Annotated in this window: 16 protein-coding genes and 1 pseudogene; 6 read left to right on the forward strand and 11 right to left on the reverse strand. The window is 50.0% G+C overall.

Annotated elements, in window-relative coordinates:
• Positions 1–453: 453 nt before the first annotated feature.
• From F7B33_RS00410 to F7B33_RS00420, 3 genes are all read right to left on the reverse strand, one after another.
• The gene (locus tag F7B33_RS00410; RefSeq protein WP_297066495.1) at positions 454–666 is read right to left on the reverse strand and encodes a lysylphosphatidylglycerol synthase domain-containing protein; all 213 of its coding nucleotides are present in this window, start codon (positions 664–666) and stop codon (positions 454–456) included.
• 87 nt (positions 667–753) lie between these two features.
• Positions 754–1716: a thiamine-phosphate kinase gene (locus tag F7B33_RS00415; protein WP_297066493.1), complete on the reverse strand. Its 963-nt coding sequence runs from the start codon at positions 1714–1716 to the stop codon at positions 754–756.
• Positions 1713–2972, reverse strand: a complete 1260-nt coding sequence (locus tag F7B33_RS00420; RefSeq protein ID WP_297066490.1) for a TIGR00375 family protein — start codon at positions 2970–2972, stop codon at positions 1713–1715. Before F7B33_RS00420 ends, F7B33_RS00415 begins: the two co-directional genes overlap by 4 nt.
• 89 nt (positions 2973–3061) lie before the next feature.
• On the opposite strand from F7B33_RS00420, the gene F7B33_RS00425 reads away from it, so the two are divergent.
• From F7B33_RS00425 to F7B33_RS00435, 3 genes are all read left to right on the forward strand, one after another.
• Complete coding sequence (locus F7B33_RS00425; protein WP_297072485.1) at positions 3062–3532, forward strand: hypothetical protein; 471 nt, start codon at positions 3062–3064, stop codon at positions 3530–3532.
• 4 nt (positions 3533–3536) lie between these two features.
• Positions 3537–5252, forward strand: coding sequence for a chloride channel protein (locus tag F7B33_RS00430; protein WP_297072487.1), 1716 nt, complete (start codon positions 3537–3539; stop codon positions 5250–5252).
• 148 nt (positions 5253–5400) lie between these two features.
• The gene (locus F7B33_RS00435) at positions 5401–6726 is read left to right on the forward strand and encodes a sodium:proton antiporter (protein WP_297072488.1); all 1326 of its coding nucleotides are present in this window, start codon (positions 5401–5403) and stop codon (positions 6724–6726) included.
• On the opposite strand, the gene speB is transcribed toward F7B33_RS00435, so the two are convergent.
• The 8 genes from speB to F7B33_RS00475 all read right to left on the reverse strand — a co-directional run bounded on the left by speB (position 6721) and on the right by F7B33_RS00475 (position 13835).
• Positions 6721–7590 carry an agmatinase gene (speB, locus tag F7B33_RS00440; RefSeq protein ID WP_297066479.1) on the reverse strand — a complete coding sequence of 290 codons (870 nt, stop codon included), beginning with the start codon at positions 7588–7590 and terminating at the stop codon, positions 6721–6723. The two genes, F7B33_RS00435 and speB, sit on opposite strands and share 6 nt — an antisense overlap.
• Before the next feature lie 39 nt (positions 7591–7629).
• Positions 7630–8079 carry a universal stress protein gene (locus tag F7B33_RS00445; protein ID WP_297066476.1) on the reverse strand — a complete coding sequence of 150 codons (450 nt, stop codon included), beginning with the start codon at positions 8077–8079 and terminating at the stop codon, positions 7630–7632.
• Between the two features lie 11 nt (positions 8080–8090).
• Entirely contained in the window at positions 8091–9368 is a 1278-nt protein-coding gene (locus F7B33_RS00450; RefSeq protein WP_297066474.1) for an ArsB/NhaD family transporter, read from the reverse strand.
• A gap of 9 nt (positions 9369–9377) precedes the next feature.
• Positions 9378–9923 (reverse strand): universal stress protein, encoded by a 546-nt coding sequence (locus F7B33_RS00455; protein WP_297066472.1) that lies wholly within the window; start codon positions 9921–9923, stop codon positions 9378–9380.
• A gap of 59 nt (positions 9924–9982) precedes the next feature.
• A complete protein-coding gene (locus tag F7B33_RS00460; RefSeq protein ID WP_297066471.1) occupies positions 9983–10393 on the reverse strand; it encodes a translation initiation factor IF-5A in 411 nt (136 codons plus the stop codon).
• Positions 10394–10460: 67 nt separating this feature from the next.
• Positions 10461–11840, reverse strand: a complete 1380-nt coding sequence (locus tag F7B33_RS00465) for a sodium-dependent transporter (RefSeq protein ID WP_297072491.1) — start codon at positions 11838–11840, stop codon at positions 10461–10463.
• Between the two features lie 95 nt (positions 11841–11935).
• Positions 11936–12598, reverse strand: a complete 663-nt coding sequence (locus F7B33_RS00470) for a 16S rRNA methyltransferase (RefSeq protein WP_297072492.1) — start codon at positions 12596–12598, stop codon at positions 11936–11938.
• Complete coding sequence (locus F7B33_RS00475; RefSeq protein ID WP_366927507.1) at positions 12576–13835, reverse strand: saccharopine dehydrogenase C-terminal domain-containing protein; 1260 nt, start codon at positions 13833–13835, stop codon at positions 12576–12578. Before F7B33_RS00475 ends, F7B33_RS00470 begins: the two co-directional genes overlap by 23 nt.
• On the opposite strand from F7B33_RS00475, the gene F7B33_RS00480 reads away from it, so the two are divergent.
• From F7B33_RS00480 to F7B33_RS00490, 3 genes and pseudogenes are all read left to right on the forward strand, one after another.
• On the forward strand, positions 13753–14916 hold the full coding sequence (locus tag F7B33_RS00480; protein WP_297072497.1) for a hypothetical protein: 1164 nt from the start codon (positions 13753–13755) through the stop codon (positions 14914–14916). The genes F7B33_RS00475 and F7B33_RS00480 overlap by 83 nt on opposite strands.
• A gap of 8 nt (positions 14917–14924) precedes the next feature.
• Positions 14925–15497, forward strand: a complete 573-nt coding sequence (locus F7B33_RS00485; protein ID WP_297065224.1) for a metallophosphoesterase — start codon at positions 14925–14927, stop codon at positions 15495–15497.
• Positions 15497–16082, forward strand: a pseudogene (locus F7B33_RS00490) (hypothetical protein); the annotation flags it as partial. The gene F7B33_RS00485 and the pseudogene F7B33_RS00490, both read left to right, overlap by 1 nt.

Raw genomic sequence — 16082 nt, forward strand, 5'->3', positions numbered from 1 at the left:
CCGAGATGGCCAGTGCCGGCGCAGGCCTACATACGTCAGCGTCCCAACGAGGCCACTCTTAACAACGCCAAGGCCACAGGGAATAAAAACGGCTATTCCGGGTATAAGGTTCACAACGGAGATAAAGACGAGAACGAGAATCGAGACCTTCTCCAAAGGCCATTGTGATTAGTTTGAGCCTCAGGACGTCAGAACACAGACGAGGGAGCTGGCTCCAATTCCAATGATGTTTATGTCGTTGCACTTCCTTAGGGAAACTATCTTATCCCCATCCTCTGGGGATAGCTCAATGCGAAACGCGCGCAGGGTCAGCTCAATAAACTCCAGATTAAGACCCTACCGCCCATTAGGGGTATTAGAAAAAGAGCTTGGGCGGAAGTAACGTATAGAAAACCGAGTGCAACCATGATTATCACGGGAATTGACTCGAGGATTCCCTCATAAATACATCGACTAAGGATATCCCAATGGGAACGCCGCGAAGTTTGGAGACCCATCAGGATTCTGGGGAACCTCACCACGGGTCATCGGCGTTATGTTGTTCATGAAGAGGCCAGCGGGGTTCGCTTTGAAGAGCTCACCTATAGGGACCTCAACGCCCATACCCCGAAGCACGTATCCCCAGCGGACTGCGAAGAGGAGAACGCTAAAGTAGTATGGGGCCACGGCAAGTAGGAAGTAGTGTGGGTCGCGTATCTGACCTGCTGAACTCTGGTTATCAGTTCCATTTTGATACTACTGAGCGTACGGAATTCATTTAATGTCGGGTGTTATAGGCTTTGGATTTCCCAGATGCTCCCAGCCGAGGGGTGGAATCTTCCTTTTCTTACCATCCACGATGGCGTAAACGCCATTCCCCTCAACAACCCTTCCGATTACGGAGAACTCGATACCAAGCTCCTTAGCTAATTCTGGCTTTATAGTAAAGACAAGCTCGAATTCCTCACCGCTCGCAAGAACCAGCTCTATGGGGTCAAGGCCCAAAAGCCCTGCAACTTTCTTTACGCCTTCTCCGACGGGCAGTTTATCAGGGTAAACCTCAACCCCGACTCCACTCATCTTGGCCAACAGGTGGAGCTCCTTGGCCAGACCATCGCTTACGTCTATTGCGGAGCTAGCCACCTTTGAAAGAGCCAGTCCCTCCAGAACTCTCGCTTTGGGTTCAAGGAACTTCTCATAGAGTCTTCTCTTAACTCGTCCGGATACATCGAGTTTGTTTTTCCAGACCAGATAGCCGGCTAGGGCCCTCCCTAAATCCCCGGTAACGCAGACCAGCTCGCCAGGTTTTGCCCCTGAGCGGGTGAGGAGTCTCTCAGTTATTCCAAGGGCGATGCCGTCTATTATCAAATCGTCGGCCTCGTTCGTGTCGGCGCTTAAAACGGGGACCTCGTAGAATTCTAGGGCATTCTCAATCCCCCTCGCTATCCCTTTGAGGTAGTCGACGCCTAAATCAGGGGGGATACCAAGCGAGAAGAGAAAACCAATGGGCCTGGCCCCCATAGCGGAGACATCGCTCACGTTCATCGTTACCACCTTAAAGCCGGCCTGCTCGGGAGTCATTATATCCGGAACGTCGGTCTTTCTGACGAGCATGTCGTTTGTAGCAACAAGCCATGCCTTTCCGAATCTTATCGCCCCTGCATCGTCCCCGAGAGGCAAATCACCCTGCCTTTTGAGATGCCTGAGAAAGAGCTCGATGATTTCGGATTCTCTCAATGTTTCACCCCCAGGAACTCCGTTATGCTCCTCTGCTTTGGTTTTTCCCCGGGAAGCTCGACATCAACGCTGTCCAGTTCCTCTATTTTTGCCCTCCTAATCTCCTCCGGAAGTCTTATCTCCCCGTACTTTCCTCCCCCGCCGGGGATTACGATTAGTTTTTCGTTCCTGTAGGCCCAGATGGCTTTCGCAACGTCCTCATGAACCCTGGCGAGCTCTTTAACTGGCACATCAACTAGAACCCTAATCTCGCTTCCAAAATCCCTCAAAAAGCGCTCCCAGATTACCCTCACTGCCTTTGTTTCGACCCCCTTGCCTATTACCATCGCTATTATCTCCGCCAAAGGAGCCATCTTTAGATAGGGAGGCCTGTCCTCAGGCCTTTCGTTGGTATCGGCCAGCTCCAGAATTCTGTCCCTCACCCCCTTCTTTATCCTCCCACCACACTTGGGACATTTCCATTTGAAAGCTTTGGCCTCCCCAAGAGAATAGTGGGTGTAACAGCGCGAACATGCAGTGAGATGGTACTTGCCAAGCCTAGGGTCGAGACCGGCGTTGAGAACGATTCTCCTGCCACCCCGTTTGAGGATGGCTTTTCTAATCTCCTCAAAGGTTGCCTCCTTAACATCGAAGCGGTTGAACTCCCTGCCTAGGCGGTGGGGCATCGGTGAGTGAGCGTCGCTGTTGCTTAGATAGGTCAGCCCGTGGTGGGCCTTTATCATGTCGGCCATCTCGCTATCAGCGGAAAGGCCAAGCTCAAGGAAGTGAATTCTCGTCCCGTCGTAGGCTTCTTTGAGACTGTCGTACTCCTTGTAGAGGCTTGTCCAAGGAGTGAATGCATGGGCCGGACCTATGAGAACGTCGAGCTCGTTTGAAAGGTCGGCTATTTCAGAGGCCGAGAGGCTCAGGTGGGGCCTCCCTTCTGTATCAATGTCGCTCGAATAGGGCCTTAGCCTCTCGCGCATCTCCCTCACGGTCTCGATGCTCGGGAAAATCAGGACGTGGTGGACCCTTCTGTTGTCCTCGACTTCCGTCGTCAAAAGAAACCTTATCCCGTTCCTCTCGTAGGTGCCTTCATCAACTTTTCTGGCATATCTGAGGAGTTCCCTCTCCCACATCGGGTTCAGTATGTCGCCCGTTCCAACGATGGATAGACCCTTAAAGCGCGCGTTTTCGGCGAGGTTGGGAACCGTCATTGCCTTTGAGACGGCCTTTGAATAGCGCGAATGAATGTGAAGGTCGGCATCAACGAGCATTCCACCACCGTGGAAAGTCCTGTGGACAATCTAAAAAGCTTCTCCCAAACCCTTATAACCCAGATTTTAGAGTTGAAAACGGTGATATCATGAAAGTCGAGGGATTTGTGGCATCACTCAGAAACGCCGAGACAATCGGCGAGCTGTTTAAGATACTTCAGGAGAAGGGAGCGCCTGTAGTGGAGCTCGACGGCCAGAGGTTCCTAATAGTTGTTGAGGGCGACTTCGAGGGGAGACCCTTCTGGACCGAGATAAACGGAGAGAAGGCCAACCAAGCTCTGGGTGATGCCATGCTCAATTCATCAAGCTTTCCCTTCAAGTGCAAGAGACCTTACACCGGTGGAAACGTCATTTTCGTTAACTTTGACGACATCGAGGTCGAGAAGTTTCTGGTTGCCTACCGCGACCCTGACTACGGCATATTCTACCTCGTCGAGAACGGCGAGGCTAAGGAGATAACCGGTGAAGAATACGAGAAGCTCAAGGGAAAGATGTCAGAGTTCAAGATAAAGAGCATGAGTGAGGAGCAAATGGACATGATGGGAGCCTTCTTCGGTTGAGACCATGAACAGGGAATGGGATCTCAGAAGATATGTCGAAAAGTGGTCGATACTCCTTGGAATTTCTGCTATAGCAGGATTAGTTGGTGGTCTGGGTGCCCTAATCTTCAGGCTGATGATAGACGCCTTCCACAACCTCTTTTTTAGAAGAGTCCTTTCGGAGGTCTCATTTACCGTTGGGGGAATAAACTTCGGCTACATACTCCTCCCAGTTCTCGGAGCGTTTCTGATTGCCCCTATGGTCAAGAAGTACCCGGAACTGAGGGGCAACGGTGTTCCGGAGGTCATAGAGGGTATAATATTCAAGAGCGGGAAGATAGGGGCAAAGCTGGCCTTTCTAAAAACCCTCGCAACGGCGATTTCCATAGGCTCAGGTGCACCGCTGGGCCGTGAAGGTCCCTCCGCCTTTATAGGGGCGGCGCTTGATTCTGCACTAGCCGAGAGGCTACCCAAATCCCAAGCCAGAAAACTGATAACCACCTGCGGTCTTGCCGCGGGAATAGCGGGAACCTTCAACACACCCCTCGCAGGGGCGTTTTTTGCCCTCGAAGTAATCTACATGGGCGCAATAACGATAAACCTCGTCCCGATATTTGTCTCTGCCATAATTGGAAACGCTATAACGCTCGTGGTTCTCCACAACCCTGTACGCTTCCCGGTTCTTAACCCCTCAATAAGTGTTCTAGTTGGAATTCCCTTCTATTTCTTCCTCGGTATTATCCTTGGTCTAATAGGTTATGGGTACACAAGGGCACTCTACAGGGCGACGGATTTTTTTGATGAGCTTTCCCGGAGGTATTCTTTTGAGCTACGTCTCTTTATCGGTGCCATTGGGATAGGATTGATAGGAATGCTGTTTCCCCACGATGGCATTTTTGGGGTGGGGTTCGGGGGTATAAAAGACGCTCTTCTCGGTAAGTTCACACTTGAAACTCTCCTGATACTGGCCGTCGCTAAAATGGTCGCGACCCTTCTTGCGATAAGTTCTGGGTTTTCGGGAGGAATATTCGCCCCAAGTCTGTTCATCGGAACGATGCTGGGCTCTGCATTCGGTGTCGTTGTTTCCCATTTTATCCCCTCAAACGTTGAGGCCTATGCCCTGGCGGGAATGGCGGGATTTTTCTCCGCGTCAACACAGGCCCCGCTGACGCAGATAATAATGATAACAGAGATGTCAGGCACCTACGCCTACTCACCGGGTGTTGCATTGACTTCAGTTGTAGCGTTTTTAACCGCTAGAGCATTCTTCAAAGGTTCATCTATCTATACAATTAAACTCGAGAAGAAAGGAATCCGAATAAAAACCGGAAGGCCGTTGATTCTCGAAACGATAGCGGTTCACGAGATAATGAGCACGGACGTTGTTAAAATCAATGAAAAGAGACCGCTCATTGAAGTTGAGAGTATAATAGCTCACACTGGTCACGATTTTCTTCCAGTTGTTGATGATGAGGGTAGGGTCGTTGGTATAGTGGGCGTCCCCGATATTCTGGGAAAATCAACATCAATCAAGAAACTTCCCGTTGAAAGGTTTATGAGACGTAGCTTTGCCGTGGTAACGCCGATGGAAACAGCCCAAGATGCCCTTGAAAAAATCCTGATGAACGATCAGAACCTCCTTCCCGTTGTTAATGAAACCGGCAAACTCATTGGTGTCGTGACCAAGAAGGACATCTACCGTGCCTATTACTATGCAATCGAGGGCATTTACCTGTGGTAAGTGGTTCAACTTTCTATACATAAAAACCAATTTCAAAGCTTTTCTCTCGAAACTTTATCGTTAGAGAGTCCTAATCCTTAAAAATACCTGGAGAAAGCTTTAAATTCTCTTTGTTGACACGGAAAACGACCAACAGGAGGCGATAAACATGGCAGTGGACGTTATGGCAAAGGTCCTTGTGGCGGTGCTGGGCTCGGGAATAATTGCAATGATTATAAGTAGAAGGTACAACATCTCCTACGTTCCGCTCTTCATAATAGCGGGGATGATACTTGGGCCGATAGCCACACTAATGCCAAGGGATATTGCACACGAGCTTTTTGATTACGTCCGTGTCTTCGGTCTGGTTATGATATTGTTTACGGAGGGACACAACCTGAGCTGGAAACTGCTCAAGAGGAATCTGCCAACCATAGCAACCCTCGATACCGTTGGACTGCTCATCACGGCTCTTCTTGCGGCATGGTTCTTCTCATGGATTTTCCACGCACCGTTACTCATAGGCTTTCTCTTCGGTGCGATAATCAGTGCAACTGACCCAGCGACTCTGATTCCCCTCTTCCGCCAGTACCGGGTCAAGCAGGACATTGAAACGACAATTGTGACGGAGTCAATATTCAACGACCCTCTTGGCATAGTCTTGACGGCGGTTGCAGTTGCTATGCTGGTTCCTCAGGCCAGCGGTGGACTTTTCGCCAGCATGAGCTCCCACATGGGCGTATACGGTGCCGCAGTGGCATATTTCCTCTATGAGGTTGTTGTCTCAATAGTGGTTGGCATAGCCGTCGGAACCTTCGGTTACTGGTTCATCAAAAAGACCAGGATATTCGAGTTCCCGGAGATTGAAATTTTTTCACTCTTCCTGGCCTTTAGCGGTTTTATGATTGGAGAAGCCCTCCAAGCTTCGGGCTACCTTGTCGCCACCGTTACCGGGATAATCCTCGGTAATTACAAGGTGTTCGGCAAGAGGGAAAAACCGCAGATTCTTAACAAGGTCATGAAAGCTATAGAGAAGGAAGTCCACTTCAACGAGAGTCTTGCTGCAATATCAACGATATTTATTTTCGTCCTCCTTGGGGCGAGCCTTGACCTTAAACCGCTCACCGATAATCTCTGGAGGGGAATACTCGTTGCATACTTCATAATGCTCGTGGCAAGACCCATAGCTGCCCTTCTAATTCTCAAGTGGTGGAATCTCAAGGAGTATCTCTTTATAGCCCTCGAAGGGCCAAGGGGAGTTGTTCCGTCAGCGCTCGCAGCGTTGCCCCTTAGCCTTGCAATGAAATATCACAGCAACACATTAACCGTCTACTGGGGCGAGGTAATCCTTGCGGTAACGGTAATCACTGTGCTGGCTTCCGTCATAACAGAGACCCTGTGGGTGCCGTTCCTCAAGAGCAAACTCCTTGAGCATGAAACCGTCGAAGACAGGATGAGAAAATACCATGAGAAGAAGAGAGCAAGGGTCTCATAATCCTCCCATTTTTTCTATTGCCCCAATGAAATAGAAGAGGAGCTTTGCTCCAGTTAAAGCTGTTGGGTTACCCAGCGTTTCTCCGGCGACTTCCATTATGTCGAAGCCCGCTATCCTCTTGTTATCGACGAGCCACTCTATGGCCTCAACAACGTCCCAGAACCTTAATCCGCCTGCCTCAGGAGTTCCCGTCGTCGGGACGAGAGGTAAATCAAAAACGTCTATGTCAACGGAGAGATAGACGGGCTCAGGCAGTGGTTTAACGAGCTCAACGAAAGCATCAAAACTGTAGTCCCTCGCATGAACCCATGGGATTCCGCTTCTCTCGGCGAACTCGACTTCCTCCCTCGTTCCGCTCCTGATGCCGAACATCGCTTCACGAACCCCAAGCTCAGCTATTCTTCTTGCAACGCAGGCGTGATTGTATGGATTATCCTCGTAGGAATCGCGGAGGTCGAGGTGTGCATCAAAGACTACGTAGCTCTTGGGCCTCAAGGCTTTAACCGCTCCAAGCGTCTGGGAGTGCTCCCCGCCAAGGAGGATTGGTAGGGCTTTTGAATTCGCCTTTTTTAGCTCTTCAATGGTTACTCTGACCCTATCCGCGGTTTTTCTGGGGTCTCCAGCAACGATGGCAACGTCGCCTATGTCCGCTATTGAAAGCTCCGCCAAGTCAATGTTGTAATCGAGGATGTAGCTTTCGAGGTTGAGAGTCGCCTGCCTGATGAGAGCCGGCCCAAAGCGCGCTCCCGCTTTGTAGCTAGTCGTCCCGTCGAAGGGAACGCCAAAAATGACGTACTTTGCGTTCTCTGGGTTGGTTAGAGGAAGCTCAAGCCTAAACGTTTCGTAGGTGTACAGGAACTCCATGCCACCACCGGAGCAAAAAAAGAGGGAGGGGTTTTAAAGCTACCTCACTATCATCACTGGTGGTTCAATGTGGCCAACGACCTCCTCAAGGAGGGAGCCTATCCTCGTCTTTCCGCTCTTACCGTAGGCACCCATGACGACGAGTGAATACTTCCCCGAATTGGCCTCCTTTAGTATTGTTTCCCTCGCGGGTCCCTCCGCTATCTTGAAGGAGCAGTTCACTCCCTCTTTTTGACCGAGTTCGAGCAGGGTTGTGAGCAGTTCCTTCACGTTCCTTTTGTTCTCCTCCCAGAGGGTCTCCTCAAAGCGCTTGATTTCCTCGAGAGAGCCGCTCCTGACGCTGGCATGGAAGGCGACCGCCCTTGCCTCGCGCCTGTCCAGAACTGAGAAAAGAACCACCTTGGCCCTCTTTACTTTGGCTATTGCAAAGGCGTGTAAGGCCGCCTTCTGGCTCCACTTCGAGCCGTCAACGAGCACGAGTATCCTCATATGACCACACCTCACAGCCCGTACCTAACCCAGAGCATTAAACTACCAACGGCGACGGTCGAGAACATTATCACGGCGCCAACCCTTAGGAACTCGCCAAAGGTTATCCTAACGCTCTCTCTGTGGGCGATTCCTATAACGACGACGTTGGCGCTCGCTCCTATCGCCGTTCCGTTTCCTCCGAGACAAGCACCGAGCGAAAGGGCCCACCAGAGCGGGTAAGGGTTAATGCTTGACCCCATTGCCTTTATCAGCGGAATCATTGTGGCTGTCAGGGGAATGTTATCGACGATTGCACTAGATATTGCCGAGAACCACGAGATTACGAATATTGCTTGGGCTTCACTGTGGATGAGACTTATAATCTTTTCTGCAAGTGCATCTATGAAACCAGTCTCCACTAGGGCACCGACAATGAGAAAGAGCCCGCCGAAGAAGAAGAGCGTTGCCCACTCGACCTTTTCAAGGGCTTCCTCCGGGGAAAAACCGCTCCAGAGAAGTATTGCCGAGGCCCCGAGAAGGGCTATGACAGCTGGTTCCACACCCAGGGTGTCATGGAGAAAGAAGCCAAGGACAATGGCCAGGATTATTATCACTGACTTCCTGAAAAGCTCCTTGTCCCTGATCGCGTCCCTCTCATCCATCCCCATTATTAGCTTCTCAATCTCGGCCCTCTTCGAGGGACTGACTTTAATTGAATTCCTGTAAGCAACGTAGACGATGAGTATTGCAACAAGCAGGTCGGCCATGACTATCGGCCCCATGTTTAGGAGGAACTCGTTGAAACTTAGCTTCGCGGCCGAACCTATCATGATGTTCGGCGGGTCTCCTATCAACGTTGCGGTTCCACCTATGTTGGAGGCGAAGATTTCGGAGAGGAGAAAGGGGACGGGGTTGACGTCCATTTTTTTAGTTATGTAAAGAAGCATCGGGGTTAGCAAAAGAACGGTCGTAACGTTGTCGAGGAAGGCACTCACAAGGGCCGTAACCACCGAGAAGAGGAGGAGCACCTTCATGGGGTCGCCCTTCGACAGCTTCGCGGTCTTTATGGCGATGTACTCAAAGAGCCCGCTCTCCCTGGCGACGTTTACAACCACCATCATCCCGGCGAGGAGGAGAATAGTTCCGAGGTCGAGGTACTCGGGAACCTTTTCCCAGGGCACTATGCCCACAAGCAGAACAACACTGGCACCAACCATGGCAGCGACCGTTCTGTGGATTTTCTCCGTTATTATGAAGGCATAAACTCCAAGGAAGACTGCAAGTGCTATGACCTCCTGCGCGTTCATGATACCACCTCAGTAAACGATTACGGGTTTTTCAATGCCCTGAACAATCCTGAAAACGACGGGGCTAACCTTGTGGGTTTTCACGCTCTCGGAACCGAAGTGCCTTGATATCACCAGTAAATCCTTAGTCCCAGTTTCATGTTCGACGAAGTCAACTTTATCGGCAAAGATTATCTCAACGGTATAGTCCATCCCGAGTTTTGAAAGCTCGTCCTCTATTTTTTTCAATATCTGCCTTCCAAGGGACTCCTCGTTCTCCCTGAATTTCTCGGCCTCTTCCTCACCAAGGGTCTCGCGTATTAAACTGAAAAGGGCACTGTCCACAAGGTAAACAACGTCAATCCTTGCCTCGGGGTATGAGGATAAAACGTCAAAAACTTCCCTTGGTATATCACCCGAAAACCTATCAACAACGAATAGGATTGAAGTTATCACAGGAATCTGAAGTTCTTCCTCCGTCAGGAAAAACTCTTGGTAGGCCTTCATTATCTCCTCATACCGAGAGCCAGCGATATTCATAAACTTCCGGAGAATGAGCTCGCTGAAGTTTACCATAAGCCCACCCCAGGGTTTTCGAGAAAAGGGACTTTAAAATGTTGTGCAGGGAAAGGGGCTCACTCGCCCCTGACCTTCTTAATCTGAATCCTACCAAGGGTTTCCCAGTACTCGACGGTTATACCCTCCTTGAGCTGGTCTCTCACTTCCTCGTCAACGCCGCCCTCGAAGGGAACGTCGTAGAGCTCGTAAGTCTCCATATCCATAATCTGGACTGTATCTGGTGTTATGGCTATGACCTGGCCAACGCGCTTGTCGATGATTGGGACATCAACTTCCGCGCTGGTCGGCTTAACAATGCTCCTGACCTTGCCGTCGAAGATTCCAACGGCCTCAATCCTGGCCTTGGCGGAACCATGCTTTCCGGGGGAAGAAACCGTCACGTTAACAATTCTGCAGGGCTCTCCATCAATAATAATGTACCTTCCGGGCTTGAGCTTGCTGACCTGAACCTTGGTCTTGTCTCCCATCTTTCATACCTCCATTAAGCGTTCTGGTTTGAGTTGGAGAAGGCGTTTAAAAAATTTTTGAAAAGGCTCAGCGACGGCCCTTGAGGAGCATTCCGTTCATGAGGAGCGGAACCAGAAGGACGAGACCGAGTATTGCCCCCAGCTTAACAGCATCGCTGGAACTCTTGAGGAAGTAGTAGAGTGCGGAGACACCTACGAAAGCCAGGAAAGCCATTGAGAGCATAATTGCGCTCTTTTTTGATGCTAAGTCTGACTTGGCAACTGGATATGCTTCAACTAAGGCGATTATTGCCCCGACGCTGAAAGGAACTGCAAAGAGCATCGTTTTGACCGAGCCAAAGGCCATAAATATTGAAATTATTATGCCAACTATCGAAACGCTTGCGAGGCTCTTAGTCCTATCAAACTGAATGACTTCCGAGAGCATCTGGGTGCCCATCTCGAGAAGGACTATTAGCGTGGTAAGACCCGCGAAGTAGAAGGACAGTATGAGGAACAGAGTTATTGTGCCGGCTCCGGGGATGTTATCCTTAATAATCTGAGGAATCATGTAAAAGACCCTAACAGACTGGGGCAGAGGGGCGGTACTGTTGGTTGCATACGCCTGAAGGGCTCTGAACTGGGAGTACATCTTATAAGTTTCCTCAACGCTCAGGTTGGGATTGTGGACGCTCTTCTCAAAGGCCTGGAAAGCCGGGCCGAGAGAATATGCCATTGTGTAAGCGGCGGCAAAGCTGAGGACTATCTGGAGCAGAAACACCCCTATAAGAACCCTCTTGAAGTCCAAATCCTCCGGCGTAAAGCTTCCCAAGACGTAGTAGACACCGGCGCCGAGACCAAATGCAACCACGACAGAGGCAAGAAGCATTATGATACCCTCAAAACTGAGGGGTTGGCTGAAGGAGGTTATGCTCGAAACTGCTTGGTTCATGTAGTATTTCGCCTGCTCGGATGTGACGACGCTCAGAGCCTTGCTCCTGATGAGGAGTGCTGAGACAATAGTGAACAGAATCATGAGGACTGAAATCCCGGATATGAACTCAAGGGTTCTGCCCTTTGCTAGCATGAGGAGAAGTGCCGCTAGGAGTATTGTCAGAATCGCGAGGGGGACAATATATCCCGTATTGTCCCCGAGGAGGTAAATCAGACTCCAACCAGAAGCGTATGCGGTCACTCCGAGAACCACAAGAAGGAACATTAACAGCGTAAACATTACGGCTGGAACCCTTGCTACCTTGAAGAGAAGCTCATAGATGAGATATCTCGTTTTTTTGGTGCTCTGGGCTTCGTTGTAGGCCAGAAACAGTGCAACTATAGCTGGAGCCAGTGAAATCAGGAACCCTTTAAGGCCAAAAACCATATAGTACTTTGGAACCACCAAGAAGCTCCAGATTCCGAGGATGTAACCCGTAATGAGCAAGGCCATCATAATATTTACCTTCTTCATTGCAAGCACCTCCCCTTCAAGAACACACAAAGCAGAGTGTAATAGACTGTATAAAAACATTGTGCATGGAGACCGGAAAAAGTGAAGGAATATGTTCAAAGGTTAAAGTATGTCTCAAAATTGACCAGGACCTCGTTCACGACAGTCCATGCCATAAGGGGTTCATGGTAGAGGCTGACCTTTCTGCCCTCAACGGGGCTCCTGAAGTCGCCGTGGGGAAAGCCCCCAACGATTACGAGCGGGTTCTTAAGCTCAGCTAGGGTCTTACCAAAGTCCCTCGGCCTTATCAACTCGCCTCCCTCGTGCATAACGAAGACCTCGTCCGGGTCAATTTCCCCGATTAGTTCTTCCAGTGTTTTCTCCTCCAGCCTTAACAGTCCCAGGTCTTTCGGAACAACTCCCTTCTTGAAGAGGCTCTCCATTAAACCGAGGAAGCGGTTGTAGTTCCTCGGGAGCCTCGTCTCGGGCTTTATATAAATTACCTTGTCGTTCCTCGTGTGGACGTAAACCCTAAGCTTCCCCTCCCTGTTGGCTATGCTCTCAAGGGCGTTGAGAAGGCAGATATGCACTATGTCCGGCCTACCGCGCCTATCGCCGTCTTCGAGCTTCTTGAGAGCCGAATGGTGGTAACTGCTGTCGAGGATTACTTCCTCCGGCTTCTTGCCCCTTCTCCTGGCGTAGTTTACAACGGCGGGATGCTCTACTATTGACTTTGGAACGAGTTCTAGCTCGGAATCAGCTATCACCAGGTGGAGCACGCTCCTCCCTCCTCGGCTTTATTCCCCTCTCCCCAAGTTCGTCAAGGATTCTCTCAAAGGTGTCAATCCTCATGCCGAGTATCTCTGGAGGAATAACCCCGAAGATACAGCTCCCCTCGGAGACCAAACGGGCTATGGCCGAGGCTGTGTAGCCAGTAACCCTTGCCATCGATGTAAATTCCCGTTCTTCATCGAGGAGGATGTAGCTTATCTCCCTTTCTGCTTCTCGGCCAACCACTTTTAAAACCGAGAAATCTGGGCTCTCGTAGGTCATCAGAGGGGTTATAACCTCAAGGGTTTTATCAACGTGCTCCGGTTCGAAGAATCCGAGCTCTTTCAAAACTCTCATTTTCCCAAGGTGGCCCGGCCAGCGGAGCGTCCACTCCTCCAGCCTCTCGACCCTTACGCTTTCGAGCAAACTCCTCAGTCCATCGCTCGGAAAGGCCTCAAAGGTTAATCCCTCGATTTCCACCGTTTTAACTTCCGAGAGCGGGTCTATAGCCCTGAGCTCCCCGTCCCTGATAAGCCTAGCCGGTCTTGTGTACTCTTCAATTAAATCCTTCGGTGACCATGTAATCCTGTAATAAAGCGGTGGTCTCGGCTCCTTGGGAAGGCCACCGACGTAGATATAGCCTTCGCTCATGTCGTCAAGCTCGTTCCAGATTCTTCCCATGAGGATGTGGCTCAGTCCGGGGGCAAAGCCGGCATCGAAAATAACCGTTACCTGGGCATTTTCCGCTTCCTCACGGAGTTCGAGAGGGTTCTCTGGCATGAACGAAACATCAACCATGTCTACTCTGGCTTTTATGGCAGCTTTGATTGATGAATAGCCGAAGCGACCGGGTAAAGCTCCGACCACGAGCTCAAAGCCTTTCATAGCCTCAACTAGCTTATCGAAGCGCGATGCATCAAGCTTAACCGGAGTTGCGAAACCTGAAACTGCTTTAAGTCTTTCCTCGCTTAAATCTGCCACGTAAACATCGAACTCATCCTTTAAGTCCCACGCTATGGCCTTACCAACGTTTCCAGCTCCAAGAACGAGAACTTTCATGGCGGACACCGATGGAGTTTTGGTTTGGGTCTTAATAATGTCTCCCAATACTTCTCTAAGTGCTAAAGTTTTTAAAGAGCCAAGAGTATCGCCTGCGGTCAAGATGAGGAGAAAAGCGTTGTTAATTGTGTTGATATTGCTAGCCTTTACTATTCCCACCATTTCCCAAGTTAGTGCGAATAGCATGGAGAAGACAAACGTAACCCTGTCATGTAGCCGGCTGATTGTTAAGGCCGTTGACTCTAAATACGGTTTAGAATTCATTGCCGAAGGAACTTGCAAGGGGCACGTATTCAACACGAAAAACACGACGGTAGTCCCCATAGACAAGACACACCATATCAACATCGCAGGTCCGTTTTATGGGGAATACAAAAGCACTCTCTTTGTCAAAAATGGCCAATACGAACCGGGAGATATGATTCCAATTGAGCTTCACGTTAGAGCCCGCTATCAACCCGGGGATTTAATACCTTGGATTCTGGGGCACGAATCTACAAACGTAAGCTTCCAAGTAATCCTCTGGGTTCATCCCGTGGGAGAAGAAAAGAAATCTTTTGCCATACCCCTTGACCTGTACTGGAGAGAGACCGTTCCGGTTGAGGCCGACTGGGTGAGCATTTTAAGCGGGATTCTTATTGCAATATCAATTCTCCTGGGGATTATACTCGGGTTTATTGGCTCCCTGGCAGTTAAGGGCAAAAGGCTCAAAAATACGCTCTGGAACACGGGTTTTGTGTTTGGCTGGCTAGTTGTCTCGATGGTCGCCTCAACGAGTTTGAAAACCCAGCTGGGGAGTCTTGTGGTCATTCAACTTCTTTTTACGGCAGTGTGGTTCTCGTCGATAAACTATGCCCTTTATCTTGTTCTACCCAAACCCGTAAAAACTCCCGGAGACATAGCGATGGCTCTTTACCTTGTTACAGTTGTGTCCTCCTTTGTTTGGGATATTCTAACTGGAAACAGCGTATTTGTTCTCGGGACACTTATCCTCGTTGTGATTTCTGGGGGTTTACTAACGAGAAAGCTACAGCTGGGTTTAGATGAGCTCAAGGTTAAGGGGGAAAAGATAAATCCCAACTCCCTGGGAGTACTGCTGTTTATGGGTTACTTCCCTTTCCTCCTGCTCTGGGGTGGGGTCATGAAGTCAGTACAGCTTACACTTTTTGCCACTGTATTCTTTGGAATCAGTCTGCTCGCTGGATTAGTGACAATAAGACACTATCGGGAAAAGGGTAATATACACGAACCGACCAGCGTCTGTTAGTGTTCCCAATGTTCGGCTTCCTAAGGCGGAGAAAGCTCAAGAGAATTAGGGAAAACTCTAACGAGACCCTCATCATGCATATAAGCGACACCCCCGAGAGAGTCTACACCTTTATCGCGGAATTAATCGATGAGTACAAACCAGACGTGATAATTCACACGGGCGACTTGGCAGACAACATCAAGCTTGAGAGGAAACCGGAGCTAAGACCCCTCTACATCGGGGCCGTGAGAAAGCTCGCGAGAATTCTAAAGTCCTCTGGGGCAGAACTCTACATCGTTCCCGGCAACGAAGATGATGTGGAGCTTGTAAAGAAGTTTTTTGGGAAGAGCGTTGTTGAGCCGGGAAGCGTTATTGAGATAAATGGGAAGACTCTCGCCCTTGGACACACTTGGGAGGACGTCGCCGATAAAAACACGGACTTCAAGCTCTATGGGCACAACTTTAGGGTAATCCCAAAGGGGTTAAACGCGGTCCTGGGGGTTAACTTCGTTTTCCTCCCGAGTGGAATGGTCGTAAGAATGGACTACCCTGTTGGAACCGACACGGCAAGAGGTTACAAACTCAGGAGGGGGTTGTGATGAGGCTCATGCGCTTTGGGCCCTCGATTGTTTTCCTGAGGGGTGACGTGGAAAAGCTAAGGAACGCTGTAAAGGAGCTCTTTAACGTGGAGGAGATACCCACCGAGGAGGCAATAAGGGAGAGCAACGAGTTTGAGACGATACTCCTCGTTACACCGCCAGATGAGACCAAAACTGTTCCCCCTGAGACGGGTTTTCACATAAAGCAGGGTGCAAAGGTTGTTCTCTCGGAGATAGTGAACAGCAAGCTATCCGTTGAGAGGGTGGAAATTGAGAGCACGATAATAATTCTCCGCGTCCCGGAGAAGGTAGATGAGGCACTAAAACTGCTTGCCGAGAAGTTCAACGGCCAGATAATGAGTCAGATGGACGCCCTCAATCTTGGAGAGGCCTGTGACACGGTGATTTCCGTTACCAGGAAGAAGTTGAGCTCGTCGATAGGGCCCGAGGACATTGATGGGGCCGTTCTGGTAAGGAAGGACTTCCTAAGTGTTTACAGGGAGCTTCTCATAGATACGCCGATGCTTCTCCTCAAGCTCCTGCCGGGGTGGAATGAACTGACAATAAAGCTCTATGACACTGAGA

The sequence above is a fragment of the Thermococcus sp. genome (genome assembly GCF_015523185.1).
In the GTDB taxonomy this organism is placed as follows: Archaea; Methanobacteriota_B; Thermococci; order Thermococcales; family Thermococcaceae; genus Thermococcus.

Coding starts and splice junctions, on each gene's coding strand:
- F7B33_RS00420 (WP_297066490.1), bottom strand. CDS start 2,972: ATGCTCGTTGATGCCGACCTTCACATTCATTCGCGCTATTCAAAGGCC.
- F7B33_RS00425 (WP_297072485.1), top strand. CDS start 3,062: ATGAAAGTCGAGGGATTTGTGGCATCACTCAGAAACGCCGAGACAATC.
- F7B33_RS00430 (WP_297072487.1), top strand. CDS start 3,537: ATGAACAGGGAATGGGATCTCAGAAGATATGTCGAAAAGTGGTCGATA.
- F7B33_RS00435 (WP_297072488.1), top strand. CDS start 5,401: ATGGCAGTGGACGTTATGGCAAAGGTCCTTGTGGCGGTGCTGGGCTCG.
- speB (WP_297066479.1), bottom strand. CDS start 7,590: ATGGAGTTCCTGTACACCTACGAAACGTTTAGGCTTGAGCTTCCTCTA.
- F7B33_RS00445 (WP_297066476.1), bottom strand. CDS start 8,079: ATGAGGATACTCGTGCTCGTTGACGGCTCGAAGTGGAGCCAGAAGGCG.
- F7B33_RS00450 (WP_297066474.1), bottom strand. CDS start 9,368: ATGAACGCGCAGGAGGTCATAGCACTTGCAGTCTTCCTTGGAGTTTAT.
- F7B33_RS00455 (WP_297066472.1), bottom strand. CDS start 9,923: ATGGTAAACTTCAGCGAGCTCATTCTCCGGAAGTTTATGAATATCGCT.
- F7B33_RS00460 (WP_297066471.1), bottom strand. CDS start 10,393: ATGGGAGACAAGACCAAGGTTCAGGTCAGCAAGCTCAAGCCCGGAAGG.
- F7B33_RS00465 (WP_297072491.1), bottom strand. CDS start 11,840: ATGAAGAAGGTAAATATTATGATGGCCTTGCTCATTACGGGTTACATC.
- F7B33_RS00480 (WP_297072497.1), top strand. CDS start 13,753: ATGAGGAGAAAAGCGTTGTTAATTGTGTTGATATTGCTAGCCTTTACT.
- F7B33_RS00475 (WP_366927507.1), bottom strand. CDS start 13,835: ATGCTATTCGCACTAACTTGGGAAATGGTGGGAATAGTAAAGGCTAGC.
- F7B33_RS00485 (WP_297065224.1), top strand. CDS start 14,925: ATGTTCGGCTTCCTAAGGCGGAGAAAGCTCAAGAGAATTAGGGAAAAC.